This window comes from Caulobacter ginsengisoli, from assembly GCF_030814835.1.
Taxonomy (GTDB): domain Bacteria; phylum Pseudomonadota; class Alphaproteobacteria; order Caulobacterales; family Caulobacteraceae; genus Caulobacter; species Caulobacter ginsengisoli.
Map to the genome: position 1 here is coordinate 34910 of NZ_JAUSVS010000002.1, position 24389 is coordinate 59298.

Here is a 24389-nt window from a genome sequence, read left to right on the forward strand (position 1 = left end):
CCAGGCGCCCGGCCGTCAGAGCAGCCAGCCGCCGCTGTCGAGGTGGACGTCGCCGCTGATCTTCATGCGGTAGTCGGCGCGGCCGTCGCCGTTGACGTCCAGCGACAGCACGGTGATCCCGGCGGCGAAGCTCAAGGTCATCTCCCCGGCCTGGTGGCTGAAATTGCCGACCAGATGGAAGGCCTGGTCGCCAGCCGTGTTGCTGTCGGCGTCGATGGCGGAGAGGTTCAGCCGGTCGCCCTGGCCGGTGATCAGGTCGTTGACCATGTCGACTTCGATGGCGCCGCTGGTCTGGATCGACTCCTGCCGAACCACGAAGGTGTCGGCTCCCGCCCCGCCGACCAGGATGTCGGAGCCGGCCCCGCCGATCAGGGTGTCGGCGCCGTTCAGGCCCTTCAGCACGTCGTCGCCGCCGCCCCCGTCGAGAGTGTTGTTCCCGGCGTTGCCGGTGACGCCGTTGGCCAGGCCGTTGCCGGTCCCGCCGATGTCGCCCACGCCGTCCAGCACCAGGTTCTCGATATTGGCCTCCAGGGTGAAGCTGGCCGTCGCCCGCACCAGGTCCGTGCCCTGGCCGCCCAGCTCGAACGTCGTGTCGAGGGCGTCGTCGACATAGTAGATGTCATCGCCCAGCCCGCCGGACAGGATGTCGGCCCCGGTCCCGCCGTCCAGCAGGTCGTTGCCCTCGCTGCCGTCCAGGCTGTCGGAGCCGCCCCCGCCGTTCAGCGTGTCGCCGCCGATGCCGCCAACCAGCGTATCGTTGTCGGCCCCGCCGTCGAGCACGTCATTGCCGCCGCCGCCGACCAGGGTGTCGGCGCCGGCGCCGCCGTCCAGCCGGTCGTTGTCGTTCTGGCCGTCCAGGCTGTCGTTCCCGTCGCCGCCGTAGAGCAGGTCGGCCCCGTCGCCGCCCAGCAGGGTGTCGGCCCCCAGCCCGCCCTTGATGACGTCCTCGCCGCCCTGGCCGTCGAGCCGGTTGTCGCCGCTGTTGCCGACCATGGTGTTGGCCTGGCCGTTGCCGGTCCCATCGATGTTGGCCGAGCCGTCCAGCAGCAGCCGCTCGAGGTTGAGGCCTAGCGTCCAGCTGATCTGGGCGACGACGACATCGTTACCCTCGCCGCCGGATTCGTTGATGGTGTCGCCCACATCATCGACGACATAGCTGTCATCGCCCGTCCCGCCCGCCATGGTGTCGACACCCATCCCGCCGTCCAGCCAGTCGCCTTCCGAGCCCCCCGAGAGGCTGTCGCCGCCCGCGCCGCCATAGAGGATGTCCTTGCCGACCCCGCCGGTCAGGCTGTCGGCGTCGTCGCCGCCATCGAGCGTGTCGTCTCCGGCGTCGCCGTTCAAGGTGTCGATGCCGCCCAGCCCGTTCAGGACATCGGCGCCGTCGCCGCCGGACAGGGTGTCGCTGGCGCCGCCGCCGTCCTGGGTGTCGGCGCCGGAACCGCCGGTGAAGCTGACGCTTCTGGAGTGGCCGTAGAGGATATAGGCCACGCCCGAATCGGCGCCGTTGTAGTCGGCAAACGGGGCGCCGATGATCAGATCGTCATAGCCATCGCCATTGACATCGCCGGCCGAGGCCGCGGACCAGCCGCTCCGGTCGTTGGCCGCCACGCCGGCGAGCTTGAAGCCGCTGTCGCCGTCCAGGGTCGAGAGATCCAGGTTGGCGGAAAAGCCGCCGGACTTGCCGAACACCAGATAGCTGGCCCCCGACTGCGAGCCGTGCGGGCTGGCGCGGGGCGCGCTGATGATCAGGTCGTCATAGCCGTCGCCGTCGAAGTCACCCGCCGAGGCCACGCTGAAACCGGCCCGGTCGCCGGCCGCCACGCCGCTGAGCCTGAAGCCGTTGGTTCCGTCCAAGGCCGCGAGGTTCAGATTGGCCGCGAAGCCGCCAGCCTTGCCGAACACCACGTAGGCGGCGCCGGAACTGTCGCCATGGGGGTCGGCCTGGAACGCCCCGATGATGATGTCGTCATAACCATCGCCATTGACGTCGCCGGCCGAGGCTACCGACTCGCCGCCGTTGTCGCCGGCGGCCACGCCGCTCAGCCTGAAACCGTTGTTCCCGTCCAGTGCCCCAAGGTCGATATTGGTCCCGAAACCGCCAGCCTTGCCGAAAACGACATAGCTGGCCCCCGAACTGCCGCCGTTGGGATCGGCCAGAATGGCTCCGATGATCAGGTCGCCGTAGCCGTCGCCGTTGACGTCGCCGGCCGAGGCCACGGAGAAACCGGCCACGTCGCCAGCGGCCGCGCCGCTGATCTGGAAGCCATTGACCCCGTTCAGGGCTGACAGGTCGAGGTCGGCGGCAAAGCCGCCAGCCTTGCCGAATACGACGTAGCTGACGCCGTTCGCCCCGGCGCCCTTGGCGCCGACGATCATGTCGTCGAAGCCGTCGTTGTTCACATCGCCCGCCGAGGCCACCGCGTAGCCGGCGTAGTCGTCCTCATTCCCGCCGTTCAGCCGAAAGCCGTCGGTCCCGTTCAGGCTCAGCAGATTGAGATTGGCCGAAAAGCCGCCGGCCTTTCCGAACACCACATAGGTCGTGCCGGCATAGTCGCCATACAGGTCGGCTCCGTAGGCGCCGACGATCAGGTCATCGTAGCCGTCGCCGTTGACGTCCCCCGCCGACGCGACCGACAGGCCGGTGTAGTCGAAGGCCCCGGCGCCGCTGAGCCGAAAGCCGTTGGTCCCGTTCAGCGACCCGAGATCCAGGTAGCTGGACAGGCTGCCGGCCCGGCCGAACACCACATAGGCGGCGCCCGTATTGCCGTTGGCCTGGATGGCGCCGATGATGAAATCGTCGATGCCATCGCCGTTGACGTCCCCCGCCGAGGCGACGGAGATGCCCGCCTTGTCGCCGTTCCCGGCGCCGGCGACCACAGCGCCATCCCCGCCATACAGGTCGATGAGTTCGATGACCGCGTCGAATGCCGGCATGAGGCTCGCCCCCGCCAGGCTGGCCGATCCCCTGACCGCCTTCGAAAGCCTGGCGCGCCAAACCCACCAGCTTCGGCCGCTTTGCGGCAGTGTACTAAATCGGACCTATTCCGTGCGGGGCCGGGGTCCGGCGCCCGCAATGGGGAATTTGGGACTCCCGCCGCGCCCATGAAAAACGCCCCGCAGGTTTCCCCACGGGGCGCTGATCTTGGACTACGGCCGGCGCCTACTTCATGTCCTGGAAGCGCTTGCCCTCGGCCGCCATCTTCTCCAACAGCGCGGACGGCTTGAAGAAGTCGCCCATCTGCGACTGGTAGTGCTTCAGCCGCTCGACCACCTTGGCCAGGCCCACGCGATAGACCGGCCAGCCGTCGCGCCCTCAGAGCAGCCACCCGCCGCTGTCGAGATGCACGTCGCCGCTGATCTTCATCCGGTAGTCGGCCAGGCCGTCGCCATTGACGTCCAGCTGCAGTGTGGTGATCCCGCCGGCGAAGCTGAGGGTCATCTCGCCGGCCTGGTGACTGAAACTTCCGACCAGGTGGAAGGCGTCGTCGCCCCCGGTCGAACTGTCGGCGTCGATGGCCGAGAGGTCCAGTCTGTCGCCCTGCCCGGCGAGCAGGTCGTTGACCGTGTCGATCTCGATCGGGCCGCTGACGTGGATCGACTCCTGGCGGATGACGAAGGTATCGGCTCCGGCGCCGCCGACCATGATGTCGGACCCTGTCCCGCCGATCAGGAAATCGTCGCCGTTCATGCCCTTGAGCACGTCGTCCCCGGCCAGGCCGTCCAGCATGTTGGCGCCGGCGTTGCCGGTCATGGCGTTGATCGCACTGGTGCCGGTCCCGTCGATATTCCCCACGCCCTCCAGCACCAGGTTCTCGATGTTGGCCGCCAGGGTGACGCTGGCCGTGGCGCGGACGGTGTCGCTCCCCTGGCCGGAGGCCTCGACCGTCGTGTCGCCGGCGTCATCGACATAGAAGGTATCGTCACCCAGGCCGCCGGTCATCGCGTCGGCCCCAACGCCGCCATCCAACACGTCATTGCCGTCGCCGCCGCTGAGCGTATCGATGCCGGTCCCGCCGTTCAGCTGGTCATTGCCGGTCCCGCCGGCCAGCGTGTCGTTGTCGGCCCCGCCGTCCATGATGTCATTGCCGACGGCGCCGATCAGGCTGTCGTCGCCAAGCCCGCCGTCCAGCCGGTCGTTGCCGTCGCCGCCGTCCAGGCTGTCATTGCCGTCCTGGCCCAGCAGCTGGTCTGCCCCGATGCCGCCGAGCACGGTGTCGATCCCGGCCCCGGCCTTGATCAGGTCATCGCCATCGCCACCGTCCAGCAGGTTGGCCCCGACATTGCCGACGATCTGGTTGGCGACGCTGTTGCCGGTCCCGTTGATGTCGCCCGCGCCGTCCAGGACCAGGGTCTCGAAGTTGGCGGCTAGGGTCCAGGTCACCGAGGCGCGGACCGTGTCGGCCCCCTCGCCACCTGCCTCGATGGCGGTGTCGCTGGCGCTGTCGACCACATAGACATCGTCGCCCGCGCCACCCGACATGGTGTCGGCGCCGATGCCGCCGTCCAGCCAGTCGCCCTCCGAACCGCCGGCCAGCGTGTCGGCGCCCGTCTCGCCGTAGAGGATGTCCTTGCCCGCCCCGCCGACCAGGCTGTCGATACCGTTGCCCGCGTGGATGACGTCATCGCCGCCGCCGCCGTTCAGCGTGTTGTCGCCCGCGTTGCCATTGATGGCGTTGGCCGAGCCGTTGCCCGTCCCGTTGATGTCGCCGGCGCCGGTGAGGCCCAGGGCGTCCAGATTCGCCCCCAGCGTCCAACTGATGCTGGAAATGACGGTGTCATAGCCTTCGCCGCTCGCTTCCCCCGTCGTGTCGCCGGCGTTGTCGACATAGAAGGCGTCGTCACCGGTCCCGCCGGTCATGGCGTCCACGCCCGCGCCGCCATTGAGGATGTCATCGCCGTCGCCGCCATCCAGCGTGTCGATGCCGGCCTGGCCGTACAGCGTATCGGCCCCGCCACCCCCTGACAGCGTGTCGGCGCCGCTGTCGCCGTTCTGCGTATCGGCCGAGCCATCGCCGGTGAAGGTCACCGTTGCCGCCGCCGTCGTCGCGTGTCCGAAGATGATGTAGGCCGAGCCCGCGTTGGCGCCGCCAAAAAGAGGATCGCTGTTAGGCGCCCCGATGATCACATCATCGAAGCCGTCATGGTTCACATCGCCAGCCGAGGCCACCGAAAAACCGGTGTTGTCGCCTGCCGCGACACCGTTGACCTTGAAACCGTCGTGGCCGTTGAGACCGGACAGGTTGATATTGGCCGCGTAGCCGCCGGCCTTGCCGAAAACGATATAGGTCGAGCCGGACAGCGTGCCGTTGGGACTGGCGCGGCTGGCGCCGATGATCAGGTCGCCGTAGCCGTCGCCATTCACGTCGCCCGCCGAGGCGACGGAGTAGCCGGCCAGGTCACCGCCCGCTCCGCCGGTGAGCCTGAAGCCGGTGGTTCCGTCCAGCGTCGACAGGTCGAGGTTGGCGGCGAAGCCACCGGCCTTGCCGAACACCACGTAGGCGGCGCCGGTCCCTGTGCCGTTCGGCGCGAGCGGCGCGCCGATGATCACATCGTCATAGCCGTCGGCGTTGATGTCGCCGGCCGAGGCCAGGGTAAAGCCGGTGACCTCATTGTGCGTCACCCCGCTGAGCTTGAAGCCGTTGGTCCCGTCCAGGGCCGAGACGTCCAGGTTGGCCGCGAACCCGCCGGCCCCCAAGCCTCCCGCATGGCCGAACACGACATAGCCAGCGCCGGAGTCGAGGCCGTGCGGATCTGCCCGGTAGGCGCCGACGAGGAGATCGCCATAGCCATCGCCGTTGATGTCGCCGGCCGCCGCCACGGAGCGCCCGGCAAAGTCCGAAGCCGTCGTGCCGCTCAGCTTGAAACCGTTGGTTCCGTCCAACGTCGAAAGGTCCAGATTGGCCCCGAACCCGCCGGCCCCCAAGCCTCCCGCATGGCCGAACACGACATAGCTGGTCCCGGAATCCAGGCCATGCGGGTCGGCGTTCTTCGCGCCGAGGATCAGGTCATCATAGCCGTCGCCATTGATGTCGCCGGCCGAGGCCACCGCGCGTCCCGCGTAGTCATTGACCGCCACGCCGCTCAGCATGAAGCCGTTGATTCCGTTCAGGGCGGACACGTCCAGATTGGCGGCAAAGGCGCCGGCATGGCCGAACAGCACATAACCGGCCCCGGCATTGGACACGCCATTGGCATCGGCATTGGGCGCGCCGATGATCACATCGCCATAGCCATCGCCGTTGATATCGCCGGCCGAAGCCACGGACGTACCGGCCGCGTCGCCAAGCCCCACGCCGCTAAGCTTGAAGCCGTTGGTCCCGTTCAGCGCCGTGAGGTCGGTGTATTGCGGGGGGCCCCCGCCCGTGCCGAACACCACATAGGCGGCGCCGCTGTTACCAACGTAGTTGGCGTCGGCGGTCCTGGCGCCGATGATGAAGTCCTCGAAGCCGTCGCCATTGACGTCACCCGCCGAAGCGACAGACCACCCCGCCTGGTCGCCAGGCTGGATGCCTTGGATGAAGGACCCGGTCGCGCTGTCCATGGTGAGAATGTCGATGACCGGTGCGAAATCCGCCATGCCGAAAACCCCGTCGCTGCAACGCGCGACTCCGGCATAAGGCGGCGGAAGATCGGGTGTCGAGGAATTGAGCGAAAGTAAGAACGGGCGTTTTAGTTTATCGGCGATTCACCCTGCCCAATATCGGCTGCCTGATATTTTATATCGCGCCGCGCACTTGTCTTTCGTCTCTGCCACAACTGGCGGTGACGGGGCGCTCACCCGTCGCTATCGAGATGTGCCTCGCCACTGATCTTCATGCGTAGTCAGCGACGTTGCCATTGACGCCAAACGCCCCGCGGGTTTCCCTGCGGGGCGTAGATCTCAGATTCAGCCAAGACCGCCTGGCGTGAGCCCTATTTCATGTCCTGGAAGCGCTTGCCTTCAGCCGCCAGCTTTTCCAGCAGGGCCGAGGGCTTGAAGAAGTCACCCATCTGCGACTGGTAGTGCTTCAGCCGCTCGACCACCTTGGCCAGGCCCACGGTGTCGCCGTAGAACATCGGCCCGCCGCGATAGACCGGCCAGCCGTAGCCGTTGATCCAGACGATATCGATGTCGGACGGGCGGATGGCCTTGCCCTCTTCCAGGATCTTCGCCCCCTCGTTGATCATCGGGAAGATGGTCCGCTCCAGGATTTCCTCATCGGAGATGTCGCGCTGGTTGCGGCCGGTCTTGGCGGCGAATTCCTTGATGATGCCTTCGGTGATTTCCGAGGGCTTGGCGTTGCGGTTCTCGTCGTAGTCGTAATAGCCGGCGCCGGTCTTCTGGCCGCGGCGGTCCAGTTCGCAGAGGCGGTCGCGGATGGTCTCGCCCTTGCTGGTGTCCTTGTTCCAGCCGATGTCGAGGCCGGCCAGGTCGCTCATGGCGAACGGCCCCATCGGGAAGCCGAAGTCGTAGAGCACCCGGTCGATGTCCCAGGGCATGGCGCCTTCCATGACCATGGCCTGGGCCTGGTTCTGGCGCTGGAACAGCATGCGGTTGCCGACGAAGCCGGGGCAGACGCCCACGAGGGCGGCGATCTTGCCGATCTTTTTGGCCAGCTGCATCGAGGTGGCGATGACGCTGTCGCTGGTCTTGTCGGCGCGGACCACTTCCAGCAGGCGCATGACGTTGGCCGGCGAGAAGAAGTGCAGGCCGATGACCGCCTCGGGCCGGGTGGTGGCGGTGGCGATCTCGTCGATGTTGAGGGCCGAGGTGTTGGTGGCGAGGATCGCGCCGGCCTTGGCGATCTTGTCCAGCTTGCCGAACACCTCCTTCTTGACGGCCATGTTCTCGAAGATGGCCTCGATGATCAGGTCGCTGTCGGCCAGGTCTTCCAGCTCGAGGCTGCCGGTCAGCAGGCCCATGCGCTCCTCGACCTGCTCCAGGGTCAGGCGGCCCCGCTTGGCGGTGTTCTCATAGTTCTTGCGGATGACGCCGAGGCCCCGGTCCAGGGCTTCCTGCTTGGTCTCGATGATCTTCACCGGGATGCCGACATTGAGGAAGTTCATGGCGATGCCGCCGCCCATGGTGCCGGCCCCGATGATGCCGACCGTGGCGACCGGGATGATGGCGGTGTCGTCGGCGATGCCGGGGATCTTCCAGACCTGGCGCTCGGCGAAGAACACATAGCGCTGGGCGGCCGACTGCACGCCGGTGACCAGTTCCATGAACAGCTTGCGCTCGACCTTGAGTCCCTCGTCGAAGGGCAGGGTGCAGGCGGCCTCGATGCACTGGATGTTGTATTCCGGGGCCAGGAAGCCGCGGAACTTGCGGGCGTTGGCCTTGCGGAAGTCCGCGAAGACCTGTGGGTCGGCGGTCACTTCACGATCCCGAACCTTCTTGAGCGGCATACTTTGTTCAAGCACCTTGCGGGCGAAGGCGACCGCGCCCTCCAGAAGCTTGCCTTCCTCGGCCAGCGAATCGACCAGGCCCATGGCCAGGCACTGCTTGGCCGGCACGTGGCTGCCGCTGGTCATCATCTCCAGGGCCTTTTCGGCGCCGACGATGCGGGGGAGTCTCTGCGTCCCACCCGCTCCGGGAAGAAGCCCCAGGTTCACTTCCGGCAGGCCGCATTTGGCCGAGGGCACGGCGACGCGGTAGTGGGCGACAAGGGCCACTTCCAGCCCGCCGCCGAGCGCGGTGCCGTGGATGGCGGCGATCACCGGCTTGGGCGAATCCTCCATCATGGTCTGGACTTCGAACAGGCTGGCGCCCTTCTGGGCCCCGCCGAACTCGCTGATGTCGGCGCCGGCGATGAAGGTCTTGCCCTCGCAGATCAGCACGATGGCCTTGGCCTTCGGATCGGCGATGGCGGCCTTGAAGCCTTCGAACAGGCCGTCGCGGACGTTGAACGACAGGGCGTTCACCGGCGGGCTGTTGAGGGTGATGACGGCGATGTCGCCGTCCAAAGTCAGGTCGGTAACGGAATTGATTGCGGCCATGGCGCCTCGCCCCTATCGTTGAAACACTTGTTTGAGCGCACCCTGCATAACTGGACCGCAGAGTCCAGCCAAGGTCAGGGTTGGGAGGCGATAATGGACCTGGATTTCCTGCCGGAACACGGTGAATTCCGCGCCGAGGTGCGCGCCTGGATCGAGGCCAACTATCCGGCCGAGACCCGCCGCAAGCAGGAAGCCGGCGAGACCCTGGGCAAGGAAGACATCCTGGCCTGGCACCGCAAGCTGCACGAAAAGGGCTGGCTGGCCCCGTCCTGGCCGCTGGAGCATGGCGGCACGACCTGGGACCCGGTCCGCAAATACATCTTCTCCGAGGAGCTGGCCCGGGCCAACACCACCCAGACCGCCTTTGGCATCGGCATGATCGGCCCGGTGATCTTCACCTTCGGCACGCCCGAGCAGAAGGCCAGGTTCATGCCCGGCACGCGTAGCGGCGACATCTGGTGGTGCCAGGGCTACAGCGAGCCGGGCGCCGGCTCCGACCTCGCGGGCCTCTCGACCAAGGCCGAGCGCTTCACCGGAGACGACGGCAAGGAATACTATCTGGTCAACGGCCAGAAGACCTGGACCACCCAGGGCCAGCACGCCGACTGGGGCTTCTTCCTGGTCCGCACCGATCCGACGGCCAAGAAGCAGGAGGGCATCACCTTCCTGCTCATCGACATGAAGACCCCCGGCATTTCGGTCCGTCCGATCAAGACCGTCGATGGCGGCTACGAGATCAACGACGTCTTCCTGGAAAACGTGAAGGTCCCGGTCGAGAACCGCATCCACGAGGAGAACAAGGGCTGGTCGGTGGCCAAGTTCCTGCTGGGCCATGAGCGCACCGGCATCGCCGGCGTCGCCCGCTCCAAGCGCGGCATCGAGCGGCTGCGTGAGATCGCCGCCACTGCCTCGAGCGACGACGGAACCAGCCTGATCGAGGACGCCGACTTCCGCCGCCGCATCGTCGAGCTGGAGATCGACCTCACCGCCCTGGAATACACCGAGCTGCGCACCCTGGCCGGCGAGGCGCACGGCAAGGGCCCCGGCCCCGAGGCCTCGCTGCTGAAGATCAAGGGCACCGAGGTCGGCCAGCGCCTGACCGAACTGACCCTGGAAGCGGCCGGCCATTTCGGCGAACCCTTCTACCGCGAGTTCCCCCCGGCCGGCGACAACGCCCTGCCGATCGGCAACGGCTGGGACGTCAAGGCGGCGCCGGTCTATTTCAACACCCGCAAGACCTCGATCTTCGGCGGCTCGAACGAGATCCAGCGCAACATCATCGCCAAGGCGGTTCTGGGGCTCTAGGCGGTCGGGGCGCCCCCGACGTCGATCTCGACCTGACCTCGCATCTGCCGCTAGTCTGCTGACTTTCGGCGCGGACAGTTGAGCCGCGAGGGGGGACTTCATGGCGATCATCACGGTAGCGGTCAGCACCCTGACTGGCGTCAACGGCTTCGCCGTCCCCGGGACGGGCGGCGAGCATGCCGGCGTTTCGGTGTCGTCGGCCGGCGACGTCAATGGCGATGGCTATGACGACTTCGTGGTGGGCGCGCCCTATGGCGCCGCGCACGGGACCAACACCGGCGCGGTCTATGTGGTGTTCGGCGGCCCCGGCGGCTTTCCCGCCAGCTTCAGCCTGGGGTCCCTGAACGGGGTTAACGGCTTCAAGCTGACCGGCTCGGCAATGCGTGACTGGGCGGGACGAGCCGTATCCGCGGCTGGCGACGTCAATGGAGACGGCTTCGACGACCTGATCGTCAGCCGGGCGGGTAGTGGCGGCGGGGCCTGGGTGGTGTTCGGCCATGCCGGCGCCTTCGCCGCCAACTTCGATCTTTCCGGCATCGACGGAACCAACGGCTTCCTGATCGCCGATTCAATCCGTCGCCTGGGAACCTACGCCGCCGCGGCCGGCGACATCAACGGCGACGGCTTCGGCGACGTGATTCTGGACGCCAGCGGATCCAGCCCCGGCGTGGTGGTGTTTGGCCACGGCGGCGCCTTCGCATCCAGCCTGGACGCGGCGGCCCTCAGCGGGATCGACGGCTTCCGGATGACCGTCAACCTCGGGGCGAATATCGGCCAGGCCTCAGTGGCCACGGCCGACATCAACCAGGACGGCTTCGACGACATCCTGGTCGGCGCGCCCAATCAGAGCGGGACCAGCTTCGTCTATCTCCTCTACGGCGCGGCGAACGCGCCCAACAACGTCGTGGACCTCACGGGCCTCGCCGGCGGGAGCGGCGTGATCATTCGCGGCCTGACGACCGGCGACCGTCTGGGGGAGTCGGTCGCCGCGGCCGACCTGAATGGCGATGGCTATCAGGATCTGATCCTGGGCGCTGGCTACGCGGCCTCAGTCAACGGGTCCGAGACGGGCGCGGTCTATGTCGTCTACGGCAAGGCCGGCGGCTTCACCTCGGACATCGACCTCTCGGCCCTGGACGGGACCAATGGCTTCAGGATCAGCGGCGCCGCCTTCCGCGACAAGGCAGGATGGTCGGTGGCCGCCGCCGGTGACGTCAACGGCGACGGCTTCCAGGACATCGTTATCGGGGCCCGGGCAGCCGACCCCCACGGGACCTATTCCGGCTCGGCCTATGTGATCTATGGCAACGAGGACGGCTTTCCGGCCGACCTGAACCTGGCCGCGCCGGCGACCGGCTTTGGTCTCCGTATCGACGGGGCCCTTGCCAACGACGAGCTGGGCTTTTCGGTTTCGTCCGCGGGCGACCTCAACCACGACGGCTATGACGACTTGGTTATCGGCGCCCGCTCAGCACATTTCGGCGGCACAGCGCAGGGCGCCGCCTATGTCCTCTTCGGCCGACCGCAGGGCGGACCTGTGGCCGGTGTGACTTCGTCGGGCTCCCCGATCAACGACTCCCTGATCGGCGGGGGCGGCCTGGACAATCTCGGCGGCGGTGAGGGCGGCGACTTCCTCTATGGGCTGGCCGGCAAGGACATCCTGGATGGCGGCAACGGCGACGACTGGCTGGATGGCGGCGCCGGCGCCGACCGGATGACGGGCGGCGCGGGCAACGACGTCTATTTCGTCGACAGCAACCTGGACGTGGTGATCGAGGCGCCGGGCGGGGGAGCCGACTTCGTGCGGTCCAGCCGCAGCTGGACGCTGGGCGACAATGTCGAGAACCTGGCCCTGACCGGCTCGGCCGGCCTCAACGGGACCGGCAACACCCTCAACAACTACATCCTGGGCAACAGCGGCGCCAACCGGCTGGACGGGGCGGAAGGCAACGACACCCTCAACGGCGACCTGGGCGACGATGACCTGCTGGGCGGGCTGGGCAACGACATCCTGCATGGCGACTGGGGCGCCGATCAGCTGGACGGCGGGACCGGCAACGACAAGCTGTTCGGCGAGGACGACAACGACCAGCTCCACGGCGGCGAGGGCGCCGACCAGTTGAGCGGCGGCGTCGGCAACGACGCGCTCGACGGCGGGGCGGGCAACGACAGCCTGGACGGCGGGACCGGCGCCGACGCGATGGCCGGGGGCCTGGGCAACGATATCTACTTCGTCGACGACCAGAACGACCAGACCACCGAGGCGGCGGGCGAGGGCGTCGATATCGTCCGCGCCGCCATCGGCTGGGTCCTGGGCGGTGAGATCGAGCAGCTCGAGCTGCAGGGCCCGGCCGACTTGTCGGGGACCGGCAACGGGCTCGCCAACCGCCTAACCGGCAATGACGGGGCCAATGCGCTGAGCGGCCTGGCGGGTGTCGACACCATCCTCGGCGGCGGCAACGCCGACACCATCACCGGCGGGACGGGTAACGACCTGATGACCGGCGGGTCGGGAGCGGACACCTTCAGAGTGCTGGCCGAGAGCGTCTATTCCAGCAAGGCGCCGGCCGGCCGGACCCTGGAGATCGATTTCGTCTACGACCTGAACAAGGTCGAAGGCGACAGGCTCGACCTCGCGGCCATTGACGCCAATACCGGCACCGCAGCCGACGACGCCTTTCATCTGGTCGGCGCCTTCGGCAAGCACGCCGGCGAGATGACCCTGGCCTATACGACCTCGACCAACATCACCCTGCTGTCGCTCGACGTGGATGGCGACGGCAAGGCCGACTACCGGATGAAGATCAGCGGCAACGTCACCGGCGACAGCGGCGGCTGGATCCTCTAGGCGGAACCCATTTTGAGCCAGATGGAGTCGCTCCGAAACCCATTCTGAGCCAAGGACGCGTTCCCGAAGTCCGGCTGCTCTCTTAGCCGTTTGCCTCTGGCTGTTGGCCAAGGGGGAGCGGGATGAGCGGGTTTGCGGCGACGACCGAACTGGGTTCGATCACGGTCAGCGAGGGTTTTCACATCGACGGCCATGGGGCCCAGGCCAGGGTCGGGCGGTCGGTGGCCTTCCTGGGCGACGTCAATGGCGACGGCTTCGACGACTTCATCATCGGCAACGGCGTGCAGTACAGCGTCGGCCCGGCCTATGTGGTGTTCGGCAAGCCAGGCCTGTTTCCGGCCTCGTTCGACCTGACCACCCTGGACGGGACGAATGGCTTCCGGATCGGCGGCGCGCTCGCCTATCAGAACTTCGCCTACTGGGTGGCCGGCGCCGGCGACGTCAACCACGACGGTTACGCCGACCTCCTGGCGACGGCGTCCAGGGGCAATGGATTGGCGGGCAACGTCTTTCTGATCTATGGCAAGGCCTCGGGCTTCCCGGCGTTTTTGGGGGTCGGCGGGCTGGACGGGACCAGCGGCGCGATCTTCCATGGGGGCGGCGGCGGGGCCGAGCGGGCCGGAACCCAGGCCTCCAGCGCCGGCGACATCAATGGCGATGGCTACGACGACCTGATCATCGGGGCCTGGGCCGCCGACACCCCCGGCGTCGACGCCGGGCAGGCCTATGTGGTGTTCGGCACGGCCGCCGGCTTTGGGTCGGAATTCCTTCTCGCCAATCTGGACGGAAGCAACGGCTTCGTCATCCAGGACAGCACGGCCAAGGACTATGCCGGCTGGTCGGTCGCCGCGCTGGGCGATGTGAACGGCGATGGTTTCGACGATCTGGGGGTTTCCGCGCCCGGCGCCGATCCCAACGGCAACGCCACCGGAGCCGCCTTCGTGGTGTTCGGCAAGGCGGGCGGGTTTACCGACATTCTGGACGTCGCCGCCCTGAACGGAACCAACGGTTTCAAGATCAGCGGGTCGGCCAGCGCGGCAGCCAGCAACTTCCTGGGCCTGGGATCGCAGATCAGCGGCGTCGGCGACGTCAACGGCGATGGCTATGACGACCTGGCCGTGTCGTACCTGTTCTCGAAGGAGGCGGGCAACGCCGCCGGCTCGACCTATATCGTCTTCGGCGCGGCCGGTGGCTTCGCCGCCAACCTGAACGTCACCGCCCTCAACGGAACCAACGGCTTTCGCGTCGATGGCGCCCCGGGCTACAATTCCGGCGCCTCGATGTCCCGGGCCGGCGATCTCAACGGCGACGGGGTCGACGACTTCCTGATCGGGGCCTCCATGGCCGGCGGCCATGGTTCGACCTTCATCGTCTACGGCCGCACGGACGGCTTTGCGCCGGTTCTCAGCCTGGCCAGTGCGGATGGAACCCATGTCGCCCGCATCGATGGCGTGGGTAACGGTGACCTGACCGGCTACTCGATTTCAGGCGGCGGCGATCTGAACGGCGATGGCGTCGCCGACATGATCATCGGCGCCTATGGCGCCAGCGCCGACGGCTACCGCTCGGGCCGGGTCTATGTGATGTACGGCAAGGCCAGCGGTCCGGTCGGCGAACACTGGACCGGTGGACCGGGCGATGACGTCCATAGCGGCGGCGCCCTGGACGACGTGCTCTCGGGCGGCGGGGGCAACGACACCCTGTCCGGCAACGATGGCGACGACGCCCTGAATGGCGACGACGGCAATGACATTCTCGACGGCGGGCTCGGCGTCGACATGCTGGACGGCGGGCTGGGCAATGATCAGCTCCAGGGCGGCGGCGGGACCGACATCCTGGGCGGCGGCGATGGCGCCGACGTACTGACGGGCGGGCTGGGCGCCGACGCCATGACCGGCGGCGCCGGGGACGACGTCTACTATGTCGACGACGCCGGCGACACGACGGTGGAGGGCTTGAACGAGGGCAATGACACGGTCCGCTCGAGCATCACCTGGACCTTGGCCGCCAATATCGAGAACCTGGTCCTGGAAGGAACCGCCGGCGTCGGCGGGACGGGCAACACCCTGGCCAACGTCCTGACCGGCAACAGCGGCGCCAATACGCTGGACGGCGGCGGCGGCGCCGACATCGTCAAGGGTGGGGCGGGCGATGACACCCTGCTGGGCGGCTCGGGCGACGACATGCTGGTCGGCGGCGACGGGACCGACGACCTCGACGGCCAGGGCGACAACGACATCCTCACCGGCGGCGCCGGCAACGACACCCTGTACGGCGGCAGTGGCGCCGACCTGCTGGACGGCGGGGCTGACAACGACGCGCTGAACGGCGGGATCGGCAACGACCAGCTGACGGGCGGCGACGGGGCCGACATCCTCAATGGCGGCGACGGCAACGACGTGCTGACCGGCGGGCCGGGCCAGGACGCCATGGCCGGCGGCCTGGGCGACGACACCTACTATGTCGACGACCTGGGCGACACGACGGTGGAAGCCAGTGGCGAAGGGACCGACATCGTCCGGTCCAGCCTCAGCTGGGTGCTGGGGGCCAACATCGAGACCCTGATCCAGGAGGGCTCGGCCAATATCGATGGGACCGGCAACGCTCTGGTCAATTCGCTGAACGGCAACGGCGGGAACAATGTGCTCGAGGGTCTGGCCGGGGACGACGTCCTCAAGGGGTTTGGCGGCAATGACACCCTGATCGGCGGGACGGGGGCCGATATCCTGGTCGGCGGCGCCGGCGCCGACACCTTCCTCGTCCGCCAGGAGTCGGTGCGGCAAAGCCACCTTGGCGGGGCGCTGGAGACCGATACGGTCAACGACCTGACGGCAGGCCAGGGCGACAGGCTGGACCTGTCGGCCATCGACGCCGACAGCAACACGGCGGGGGACCAGGCCTTCAGCCTGGTCAGCAGCTTCACCAGCCACGCCGGCGAGATGACCCTGGTCTTCGCCAGCGGGACCACCACCCTGCAGCTCGACCTCGATGGCGACGGGGTGGCCGACTACCGGATGAAGATCAGCGGCAACGTCACCGGCGATAGCGGCGGCTGGGTCCTCTAAGCGGGGACCAGCAGGCCGAAATCGCGGAGCTGGCCCAGCATGCGGCGCAGGTTGTTCAGATCGGCCCGAAACACGGCCAGGTGGCCCTCGTAGAAGAAGTGCTGGCGCGGCACGATCATGCCGCCCTTCACCCGGGCGATATAGCCGGCGCCCTTCATGATCTGGATATGGGTGCGGACCGCTTCGCGCGAGGCGCCCAACACCCTGGCGACGGCCTGGGCGGTGACGGGGCGGCGCAGTTCGTCAGGCGGCGGATCGTTGGCGTAGCGTTCGCGTAAGCCCGGATCGTCGATCATATGGCCGATATTGCCCTGCAGGATCGCCTGGAAGGTCAGGACAATCGGCTGGAACTTCTGGCTGGGGCGGGCGATCAGCTCGGCCCAGCGCAGCACGAAATCGCAGGCCACCATCAGGCCCATGGGCGAGCGGGCCGCCGTCAGCCGCTCGCCCGGCGCTTCGCCGGCCAGCTCGGCGAGGTGGACCAGCAGCCAGTCCAGCAAGGCCATGGTCTCCGACGCCAGCACCCTGACCTCGGGCCGGTTCAGAGCGCCGGGCGAGGCGAACAGCCCGGCGTCCGTCTTCTGGCAGAATCCCATGTCGGTCAGCCGGGCCACATAGCGGCGGGCGGTTTCGCGGCTGATGGACAGGCTCTCGGCCAGGGCGCGGGCGCTGATCGGAATGCGGGGCGGGCCCGCCTCGGTCGAGCGTCCGTTCAGCTCGGGATCGGCGCCCAGGTCGCGGATATTGGCGCGCAGCAGGGTCATGAAGGCCACGCCCAGCATCGCCTCGCCGCCGAACAGCCGGCCGCCGGCGATGATCCAGTCCAGACAGAACTGACCGGTCAGCCGCCCGACCGCCCGGTCCTTACCCTCGACAACCCTGTACACGTCCGACGACCTCGGCGGCTCCCCCAGTGCGCGATCAGCATAACCCTGTTTCGCGAAATGCCGGAAATGGGTCGCTGGATTGGTCCCCAGGCCGGGGAATTGCCGCTTTTGGGTCGCTGGCCGGGTTGCCCGTTTTTCCGCGGCCCCCTCCCTTCGCGCGACCGCCTGGACCGGCTTCCGGCGGCGGAACAAGACGGGGGGAAACACCATGCCGAGCTCCAGCAAGGTCAAGATTCTTGAGAACATCGCGCCGGCTGAAGCGCGCGCGATCCGCACGACCAACCTCACGGGGTTTGGGCAGTACATCGCCGCCCTGGGCGACATCAATGGCGACGGCCTGGACGACTTCATGGTCAGCGGGACCAGCGACCAGCAGTCCTACATCGTGTTCGGCAAGTCCGGCGGCCTGGGCTCTTTCAACACGCCTTCCGGCATCTACTCGCCGAACGGCGTGCAGTTCTGGGGCTACGGCCAGGGCGAGGTCGTGGGCGTCGGCGACGTCAACGGCGATGGGATCAACGACTTCCTGATCAGCACCGTCTACGACAACCACGACGGCTACGTCACCCAGGCCTACTTGGTCTATGGCCGCTCGGTGAACGACTGGAGCAGCTACTACCTCAACGCCATCGACTACGGCGACGGCTCCACCGGCATCCGGATCGAGAACGAGCTCAACGGCGGCTACCCGCCGACCGGCGCCATCGCGGGGATCGGCGACATCAACGGCGACGGCTATGCCGATTTTACCGTCGCCGATTCCAATAGCTTCTACGGCGCCAACGGCGGCGGCTCGGTCATGGTGGTGTTCGGCGGGCCGACCCTGCCGCAGACGATCAGGCCCCAGATGCTGGATGGCAGCGGCGGCTTTGTGCTGTACGGCGAATTCCAGCAGGCGATTGGCGATGCGATCACCGGCCTTGGCGACATCAACGAGGACGGCTGCGACGATTTCGCGATCATCGGCGCCGGCATCGCCGGGACCCGCATCTTCTATGGCCAGCCGTCGTTCGGGAACACGGGCGGCTATCCGCTGAACATCAGTTTCAACACCGGCGGAACCCTGCTCACTGCAGATCCCTGGCCCTATGTCTCCGATGGCCATTTCGCTCTTGCGTACCGCTTCGTCTCCAACATCGCCTCGGCCGGCGACGTCAACGGCGACGGCCATCTCGACTTCGTCGCCTCGATCACCGGCTCGGGACAGGCCGGCTTCTATCCGTCCGAGGTGTTCGTGGTGTTCGGCACGGGCGGGACGCTGCCCGATATCAACCTGTCGCAACTGGACGGGACGAACGGCTTCCGGATCACCCAGAACGATCCCATGGCCGACCTGGGCGCCACGCTGCGGGCGGCGGGCGACGTGAACGGCGACGGGTTCGACGACCTGCTGATCGGCAATCCCAAGGACTCGGCCCACGGCGCCAATTCCGGCGCGCTCTGGGTCTTCTATGGCGGGCCCAGCTTCAGCGCCATCGAGACGCTATCGACCGCCAATGCGCTGAAGTTCGAGGGCGGCGTCGCCGGCGACGGCATCGGGGTCAGCGCCGATGTCGCCGACGTCAATGGCGACGGTGTCGCCGATCTGCTGATCGGCGGTGTGACGGCGACGCGCAACGGCATGTACGTCGTCTATGGCCCCTGGTGGACCCCGCCCGCGCCGGTCAACTTCACCGGCGGCAGCGGCAACGACACCCAGGACGGCGACGCCGTCGCCGACAACCTGTCGGGGGGCGATGGCAACGACACGCTGAACGGCCTGGACGGCATCGACATCCTGGACGGCGGGGTCGGCAACGACATACTGAACGGCGGGGCGGGGGCGGACAGCCTGGCCGGGGGCGCGGGCGACGACACCTATTATGTCGACGACGCCGGCGACACGACCTACGACAGCGGCGGGGGCTACGACACGGTCCGCTCTACGATCAGCTGGGCCCTGGCCAGCGCCATCGAGCAGCTCATCCTCGACGGCTCGGGCAACATCGACGGGACCGGCAATGACGAGAACAACGTCATCACCGGCAACGATGGCAATAACCGCCTGGACGGCGGCGAGGGGGCCGACACCCTGAACGGGGGCCTGGGGATCGACACCCTGCTGGGCGGCAATGGCGGCGACTGGCTGGACGGCGGCGGGGGCGCCGACGCCATGGCCGGCGGGACCGGGGACGACAGCTATGTCGTCGACAGCGCCAGCGATGCGATCACCGAGCTGAACGGCGAAGGGACCGACACCGTCCGGGCCAGCGTCACCTACATCCTGGCCGCCAACCTGGAAAACCTGATCCAGGAGGGCTCGGCGAACATCAACGGGACCGGCAACGCCACGGCCAACACCCTGATGGGCAACGCCGGGGCCAACACCCTGAACGGCATGGACGGCGACGACCTGGTCAAGGGCGGGGACGGCGCCGACACCCTGATCGGCGGCAACGGCAACGACATGCTGGTCGGCGGCAATGGAACCGACGATCTGGATGGAGCGGGCGACAACGACATCCTGAGCGGCGGGGTCGGCAACGACAGCCTCTATGGCGGCTCGGGCAATGACCAGCTGGACGGCGGGGCTGACAACGACACGCTGAATGGCGGTGTCGGCAACGACCAACTCACCGGCGGAACCGGGATCGACGCCCTGAACGGCGGCGATGGCAATGACAGCCTCGACGGCGGGGCCGGCGCCGACGCCATGAACGGCGGGCTGGGCGACGACACATTCTATGTCGACGACAGTAGCGATACGGTCGCCGAGGCCCTCAACCAGGGAACCGACATCGTCCGCGCCACGGCCAGCTTCACCCTGTCGGCCAATATCGAGAACATGGTGCTGGACGGCTCGGCCAACATCGACGGAACCGGCAACGGCCTGGTCAACGCGATCACCGGCAACACCGGCGACAACGTCATCGACGGCCAGGGCGGCGACGATGTGCTCAAGGGCCTGAACGGCAACGACACCCTGATCGGCGGAACGGGGGGCGACATCCTGGTCGGCGGGGCCGGCGCGGACACCTTCGTGGTGCGGCAGGAGTCGGTGGCCCAGAGCCACCTGGGTCCCTTCACACTGGAGGTCGACACCCTCAACGACCTGATCGCCGCCCAGGGCGACAGGCTGGACCTGTCGGCCATCGACGCCGACAGCACGACGGCCGGCGACCAGGCCTTCCACCTGGTTGGCGCCTTCACCAGCCACGCCGGCGAAATGACCCTGACCTTCGCGGGCGGGATCACCACCCTGCAGCTGGATGTCGACGGCGACGGGGCCACCGACTACCGCATGCGGATCACCGGCGATGTCCGCCTCGATAGCGGCGGGTGGCTTCTCTAACCGCCGCCGGTCCTTGTTTCCGGATTTGGGGGATTGGCGGCTGTCGTCGCAGCGGCGTGCGGGTTAAGGATTTTGACCTGACGCCTTTCCGAATCCGTAGTCAGCGTGTTGGAGCAGATCGAAGCAGCCGAGGCGGCCAAGGTTCTGGAGGCCGCCGTACTGGACCGGGTCATCGCCAACCCGGCATTCGAGGCCGCCGCGCGCGCCGCGGTCGCCTGCTGGACGCCGCCCCATGGCGACGCCATGCTGCTGCTGCGGGACATCGGCCGCTTCATCGCCGCGCAATGGAGCTTCTTCCTGGCCTCCGAACCCGAGGGCCTGACCCGTTCGCGGCTGGAGGAGCTGCTCAAGACGACCAGCGTCTCGGGCATGGCCCGCGCCCAGGCCCTGCTGATCTACCTGCGCTTCATCGGCTTCATCAAACCGCTGCCCACGGGCGATAGCCGCATCAAGCGGTTCGCCCCCACCGAGGCCCTGACCACCGCCTTCACGACCCGGCTGAAGAGCGAGCTGACCTGGGCCGCGGCGCTGGACGCCGACATCGCCGCCGTGCTGGACCGCTTCGACGAGCCGCAGGTGGCCGACGCCTTTCGCCGCCACCACGCCCAGAACACCATCATGGCGTTCACCGGTTTCCGGCCGCAGACCGTGTCGCTGGACGTCTTCTCCCACCGCTTTGGCGGCATGACCGTCCTGGGCGCCCTGCTGCAGGCCGCCGACCGGGGCGGAGTCTTTCCCCCGGAGGGCCTGGCGCGGTTCAGCGTCAGCCACCTGTCCCGCCTCTCCGGCGCCGCGCGGCCCCAGGTGCGGGCCCTGCTGCGGGCCGCCGAGAAGGACGGCATGCTGGCCGAACTGAGCGAGGGTGAGGTCCGGCTGACGCCGCTGCTGGTCCAGCATGTCAGCTATCTGATCGCCTGTTCGGTGCAGCTCTTCGCCTGGGCGGCCCGTCGCGTGCTGGCTGAAATGGGCGGGCCCGGGCTCGCGCCTGGAGCGCAAATACCGAGCATTTAGTCCACTACCCGGAATGGGCGCCCTGTGGGATCGAAGACCCCTGTCGTTGTGGGCCTTGTGGCCTCGGGGGAAATTCCATGCCGGCATTCGCCAAGGTCATCAACCTGTCCGTCCTGGACGGGACCAACGGTTTCGATCTGCTGTCTCCGGGCGTCAACACCTACGCCGGCAAGGTGTCTTCGGCCGGCGACATCAACGGCGACGGCTATGACGACATCATCGTCGGCGGCTACAGGGCGGGCTCAGGCGGCGTGGCCTATGTGGTGTTCGGCTCGGCCAGCGGCATTCCCGCCCGCCTCGACCCGGCCAGCCTGAACGGGACCAACGGCTTCCGGCTGACCAGCCAGAACGCCACCGCCTGGTTCGGCTTTTCGGTCTCGTCGGCCGGCGACATCAATCATGACGGCTATGACGACCTGATCATCGGCGCCCCGTTCTCCGAGGCCGGCGCGCCCCTCAACCAGGACAACGGTGCCGCCTTCGTGGTCTTCGGCCATGCCGGCGGCTACGCGGCCGATTTCGACGTGACCAGCCTGGACGGGACCAACGGCTTCCGGATGGTCGGGGTCAACACCATCGACCACCTGGGCTATTCGGTTCACGCCGCCGGCGACGTCAACGGCGACGGCATCGACGACCTGATCGTCAGCGCCCCGGGCTTCGACCCGCCGGGCGTCGGCTATGCCGGGGCCGCCTATGTGGTGTTCGGCCGGACCACGCCGTTCAGCGGCGACCTCAACCTCGCGGGCCTGGACGGGACCAACGGCTTCCGCATCAGCGGCGGGGCGGTGAACGACCAGGCCGGGTTCACCGTCTCCGGCGCCGGCGATGTCAACCATGACGGCTTCGCCGATGTCCTGGTCGGCGCCCGCTTCGCCGACCCCAGCGGGCGGATCGCGGCCGGCGCGGCCTATGTCGTCTACGGCCATGCGGCCGGGACCTTTGCCGCCGACATCAACGTGGCGACGCTGAACGGGACCAACGGCTTCGCCATCGAAGGCGGGCATCAGCTCGACCGGGTCGGCCAGGTCGCCTTTGCCGGCGACGTCAACGGCGACGGCTTCGACGACATCATCGTCGGCGCGCCGAACCTGATCTCCAGCTACTTCGGCGCGGCCTACGTGGTGTTCGGCGGCGCCGCGGGCCTTCCGGCCCACCTGTCGCTCGCCAACCTGGACGGGACCAACGGCTTCCGACTGACGACCAGCGACATCAACGGCACCAATCTCGGCCAGGGCGTCGCCTCGGCCGGCGACATCAACGGCGACGGCTTCGACGACCTGCTGGTCAGCGCGCCCTACGCCTCGGGGGACACCGGCACGCCGCCCCGCTACCTGTTCGAGCAGACCGACTTCGTGGCGGGCGTCCACGGCGGCTCGGTCTATGTGGTGTTCGGCCATGCCGGCGGCTTCGGGACGGTGCTCGACGTCACCACCCTGGATGGGGCCAACGGCTTCCGCCTCGACGGCGAGAACGCCAATGGCCGCACCGGCCTCACGGTCGCTTCGGCGGGCGACGTCAATCATGACGGGTTCGACGACCTGATCATCGGGCGGCGGAACGACCCCATCGCCGCCAGCATCCTCTATGGCCATGCGACCGGGCCCATTCCGATCAGGCAAACCGGCGGGAGCAGCGCCGACGTCTTCAACGGCGGCGCCGCGGCCGACACCCTCTCGGGCGGCGGCGGCAACGACCAGCTCTACGGGGCGGCCGGCGGCGACATCCTCAATGGCGGCGACAACAGCGACCTGCTCGATGGCGGGACAGGGTCGGACGCGCTGACCGGCGGGTTGGGTGATGATAGTTACTATGTCGACGACAGCGGGGACACCACGGTCGAGAACGCCGGCGAAGGCGTCGACACTGTCCATGCCACCCTGACCTGGACGCTCGCGGCCAACGTCGAGCATCTCGTCCTGGACGGCGGAGGGGCCATCAATGGCGCGGGCAACAGCCTGGCCAACCAGATCGTCGGCAACGCCGGGAACAACACCCTGAACGGCCAGGACGGCGACGACATCGTCAAGGGCGGCGACGGCGACGACACCCTGATCGGGGGCAACGGTAACGACATGCTGGTCGGCGGCAACGGCACGGACGACCTGGACGGAGCCGGCGACAACGACATTCTGAATGGCGGAGTCGGCGACGACAGCCTCTATGGCGGCTCGGGCAACGACCAGCTGGACGGCGGGGCCGACAACGACACGCTGAACGGCGGGATCGGCGCCGACCAACTGACCGGCGGGACCGGGACCGACAGCCTGAACGGCGGCGACGGCAATGACGTGCTGGACGGCGGGACCGGCGCGGACGCCATGAACGGCGGGCTGGGCGACGATACCTTCTATGTCGATGATGTCGGCGACACCGCCTCCGAGAACAGCGGCGAAGGCGTGGACATCGTCCGCACGACGGCCAGCTTCACCCTGGGCGCCAATATCGAGAACATGATCCTCGAGGGCTCGGCGAACGTCGACGGCGTGGGCAACGGCCTGGTCAACACCATCACCGGCAATACCGGCGACAACGCCATCGACGGCGGGGGCGGCGACGATCTCCTCAAGGGCCTGAACGGCAATGACACCCTGACCGGCGGAACGGGCGCGGACATTCTGGTCGGCGGGGCCGGGGCGGACACCTTCGTGGTGCGGCAGGAGTCGGTGCGGCAAAGCCATCTGGGCGGGACGCTGGAGGTCGATACGGTCAACGATCTGGTCGCCGCTCAGGGCGACAGGCTGGACCTGTCGGCCATCGACGCCGACAGCGCGACGGCCGGGGACCAGGCCTTCCATCTGGTCGCCGGCTTTACCAACCATGCCGGCGAGATGACCCTGGTGTTCGCCGCCGGGATCACCACCCTGCAGCTCGATGTCGATGGCGACGGGACCGCCGACTATCGGATGAAGATCACCGGCGATGTGCATCTCGACAGCGGCGGCTGGCTGCTCTAGCCG

At 67.9% G+C, this 24389-nt stretch carries 11 protein-coding genes; 6 read left to right on the forward strand and 5 right to left on the reverse strand.

Translation table 11 applies throughout. The features are described from left to right. Positions 1–15 precede the first annotated feature (15 nt). The 4 genes from QO010_RS05685 to QO010_RS05700 form a co-directional block, all read right to left on the reverse strand. The gene (locus QO010_RS05685; protein WP_307347181.1) at positions 16–2937 is read right to left on the reverse strand and encodes a hypothetical protein; all 2922 of its coding nucleotides are present in this window, start codon (positions 2935–2937) and stop codon (positions 16–18) included. 226 nt (positions 2938–3163) lie between these two features. Continuing rightward, positions 3164–3289 carry a hypothetical protein gene (locus tag QO010_RS05690; RefSeq protein WP_307347184.1) on the reverse strand — a complete coding sequence of 42 codons (126 nt, stop codon included), beginning with the start codon at positions 3287–3289 and terminating at the stop codon, positions 3164–3166. A 27-nt stretch (positions 3290–3316) separates the two neighbouring features. After that, positions 3317–6580, reverse strand: a complete 3264-nt coding sequence (locus QO010_RS05695) for a beta strand repeat-containing protein (protein WP_307347186.1) — start codon at positions 6578–6580, stop codon at positions 3317–3319. A gap of 335 nt (positions 6581–6915) precedes the next feature. Further along, a complete protein-coding gene (locus QO010_RS05700) occupies positions 6916–8982 on the reverse strand; it encodes a 3-hydroxyacyl-CoA dehydrogenase NAD-binding domain-containing protein (protein ID WP_307347189.1) in 2067 nt (688 codons plus the stop codon). Between the two features lie 93 nt (positions 8983–9075). Here QO010_RS05700 and QO010_RS05705 point away from each other — a divergent pair, with 93 nt between their 5' ends. From QO010_RS05705 to QO010_RS05715, 3 genes are all read left to right on the forward strand, one after another. Next, the gene (locus QO010_RS05705) at positions 9076–10287 is read left to right on the forward strand and encodes an acyl-CoA dehydrogenase family protein (protein WP_307347192.1); all 1212 of its coding nucleotides are present in this window, start codon (positions 9076–9078) and stop codon (positions 10285–10287) included. 100 nt (positions 10288–10387) lie between these two features. Further along, positions 10388–13135, forward strand: coding sequence for a M10 family metallopeptidase C-terminal domain-containing protein (locus QO010_RS05710; RefSeq protein ID WP_307347195.1), 2748 nt, complete (start codon positions 10388–10390; stop codon positions 13133–13135). A 122-nt stretch (positions 13136–13257) separates the two neighbouring features. Next, entirely contained in the window at positions 13258–16200 is a 2943-nt protein-coding gene (locus tag QO010_RS05715) for a hypothetical protein (RefSeq protein ID WP_307347198.1), read from the forward strand. On the opposite strand, the gene QO010_RS05720 is transcribed toward QO010_RS05715, so the two are convergent. Next, positions 16197–17087 (reverse strand): HTH domain-containing protein, encoded by an 891-nt coding sequence (locus QO010_RS05720; protein ID WP_307347201.1) that lies wholly within the window; start codon positions 17085–17087, stop codon positions 16197–16199. The two genes, QO010_RS05715 and QO010_RS05720, sit on opposite strands and share 4 nt — an antisense overlap. Before the next feature lie 208 nt (positions 17088–17295). Between QO010_RS05720 and QO010_RS05725 the strand changes: the two genes are divergently transcribed. From QO010_RS05725 to QO010_RS05735, 3 genes are all read left to right on the forward strand, one after another. Continuing rightward, a complete protein-coding gene (locus tag QO010_RS05725) occupies positions 17296–20418 on the forward strand; it encodes an FG-GAP-like repeat-containing protein (RefSeq protein ID WP_307347204.1) in 3123 nt (1040 codons plus the stop codon). Positions 20419–20523: 105 nt separating this feature from the next. Then, positions 20524–21429: a hypothetical protein gene (locus QO010_RS05730; RefSeq protein WP_307347207.1), complete on the forward strand. Its 906-nt coding sequence runs from the start codon at positions 20524–20526 to the stop codon at positions 21427–21429. A gap of 77 nt (positions 21430–21506) precedes the next feature. Next, positions 21507–24386, forward strand: a complete 2880-nt coding sequence (locus tag QO010_RS05735; RefSeq protein WP_307347210.1) for a hypothetical protein — start codon at positions 21507–21509, stop codon at positions 24384–24386. Positions 24387–24389: the final 3 nt, after the last annotated feature.

Bases quoted from the DNA above. Each gene is read 5' to 3' on its own strand.
- QO010_RS05705 (WP_307347192.1), top strand. From the start codon at position 9,076: ATGGACCTGGATTTCCTGCCGGAACACGGTGAATTCCGCGCCGAGGTG.
- QO010_RS05710 (WP_307347195.1), top strand. From the start codon at position 10,388: ATGGCGATCATCACGGTAGCGGTCAGCACCCTGACTGGCGTCAACGGC.
- QO010_RS05725 (WP_307347204.1), top strand. From the start codon at position 17,296: ATGCCGAGCTCCAGCAAGGTCAAGATTCTTGAGAACATCGCGCCGGCT.
- QO010_RS05700 (WP_307347189.1), bottom strand. From the start codon at position 8,982: ATGGCCGCAATCAATTCCGTTACCGACCTGACTTTGGACGGCGACATC.
- QO010_RS05715 (WP_307347198.1), top strand. From the start codon at position 13,258: ATGAGCGGGTTTGCGGCGACGACCGAACTGGGTTCGATCACGGTCAGC.
- QO010_RS05685 (WP_307347181.1), bottom strand. From the start codon at position 2,937: ATGCCGGCATTCGACGCGGTCATCGAACTCATCGACCTGTATGGCGGG.
- QO010_RS05695 (WP_307347186.1), bottom strand. From the start codon at position 6,580: ATGGCGGATTTCGCACCGGTCATCGACATTCTCACCATGGACAGCGCG.
- QO010_RS05735 (WP_307347210.1), top strand. From the start codon at position 21,507: ATGCCGGCATTCGCCAAGGTCATCAACCTGTCCGTCCTGGACGGGACC.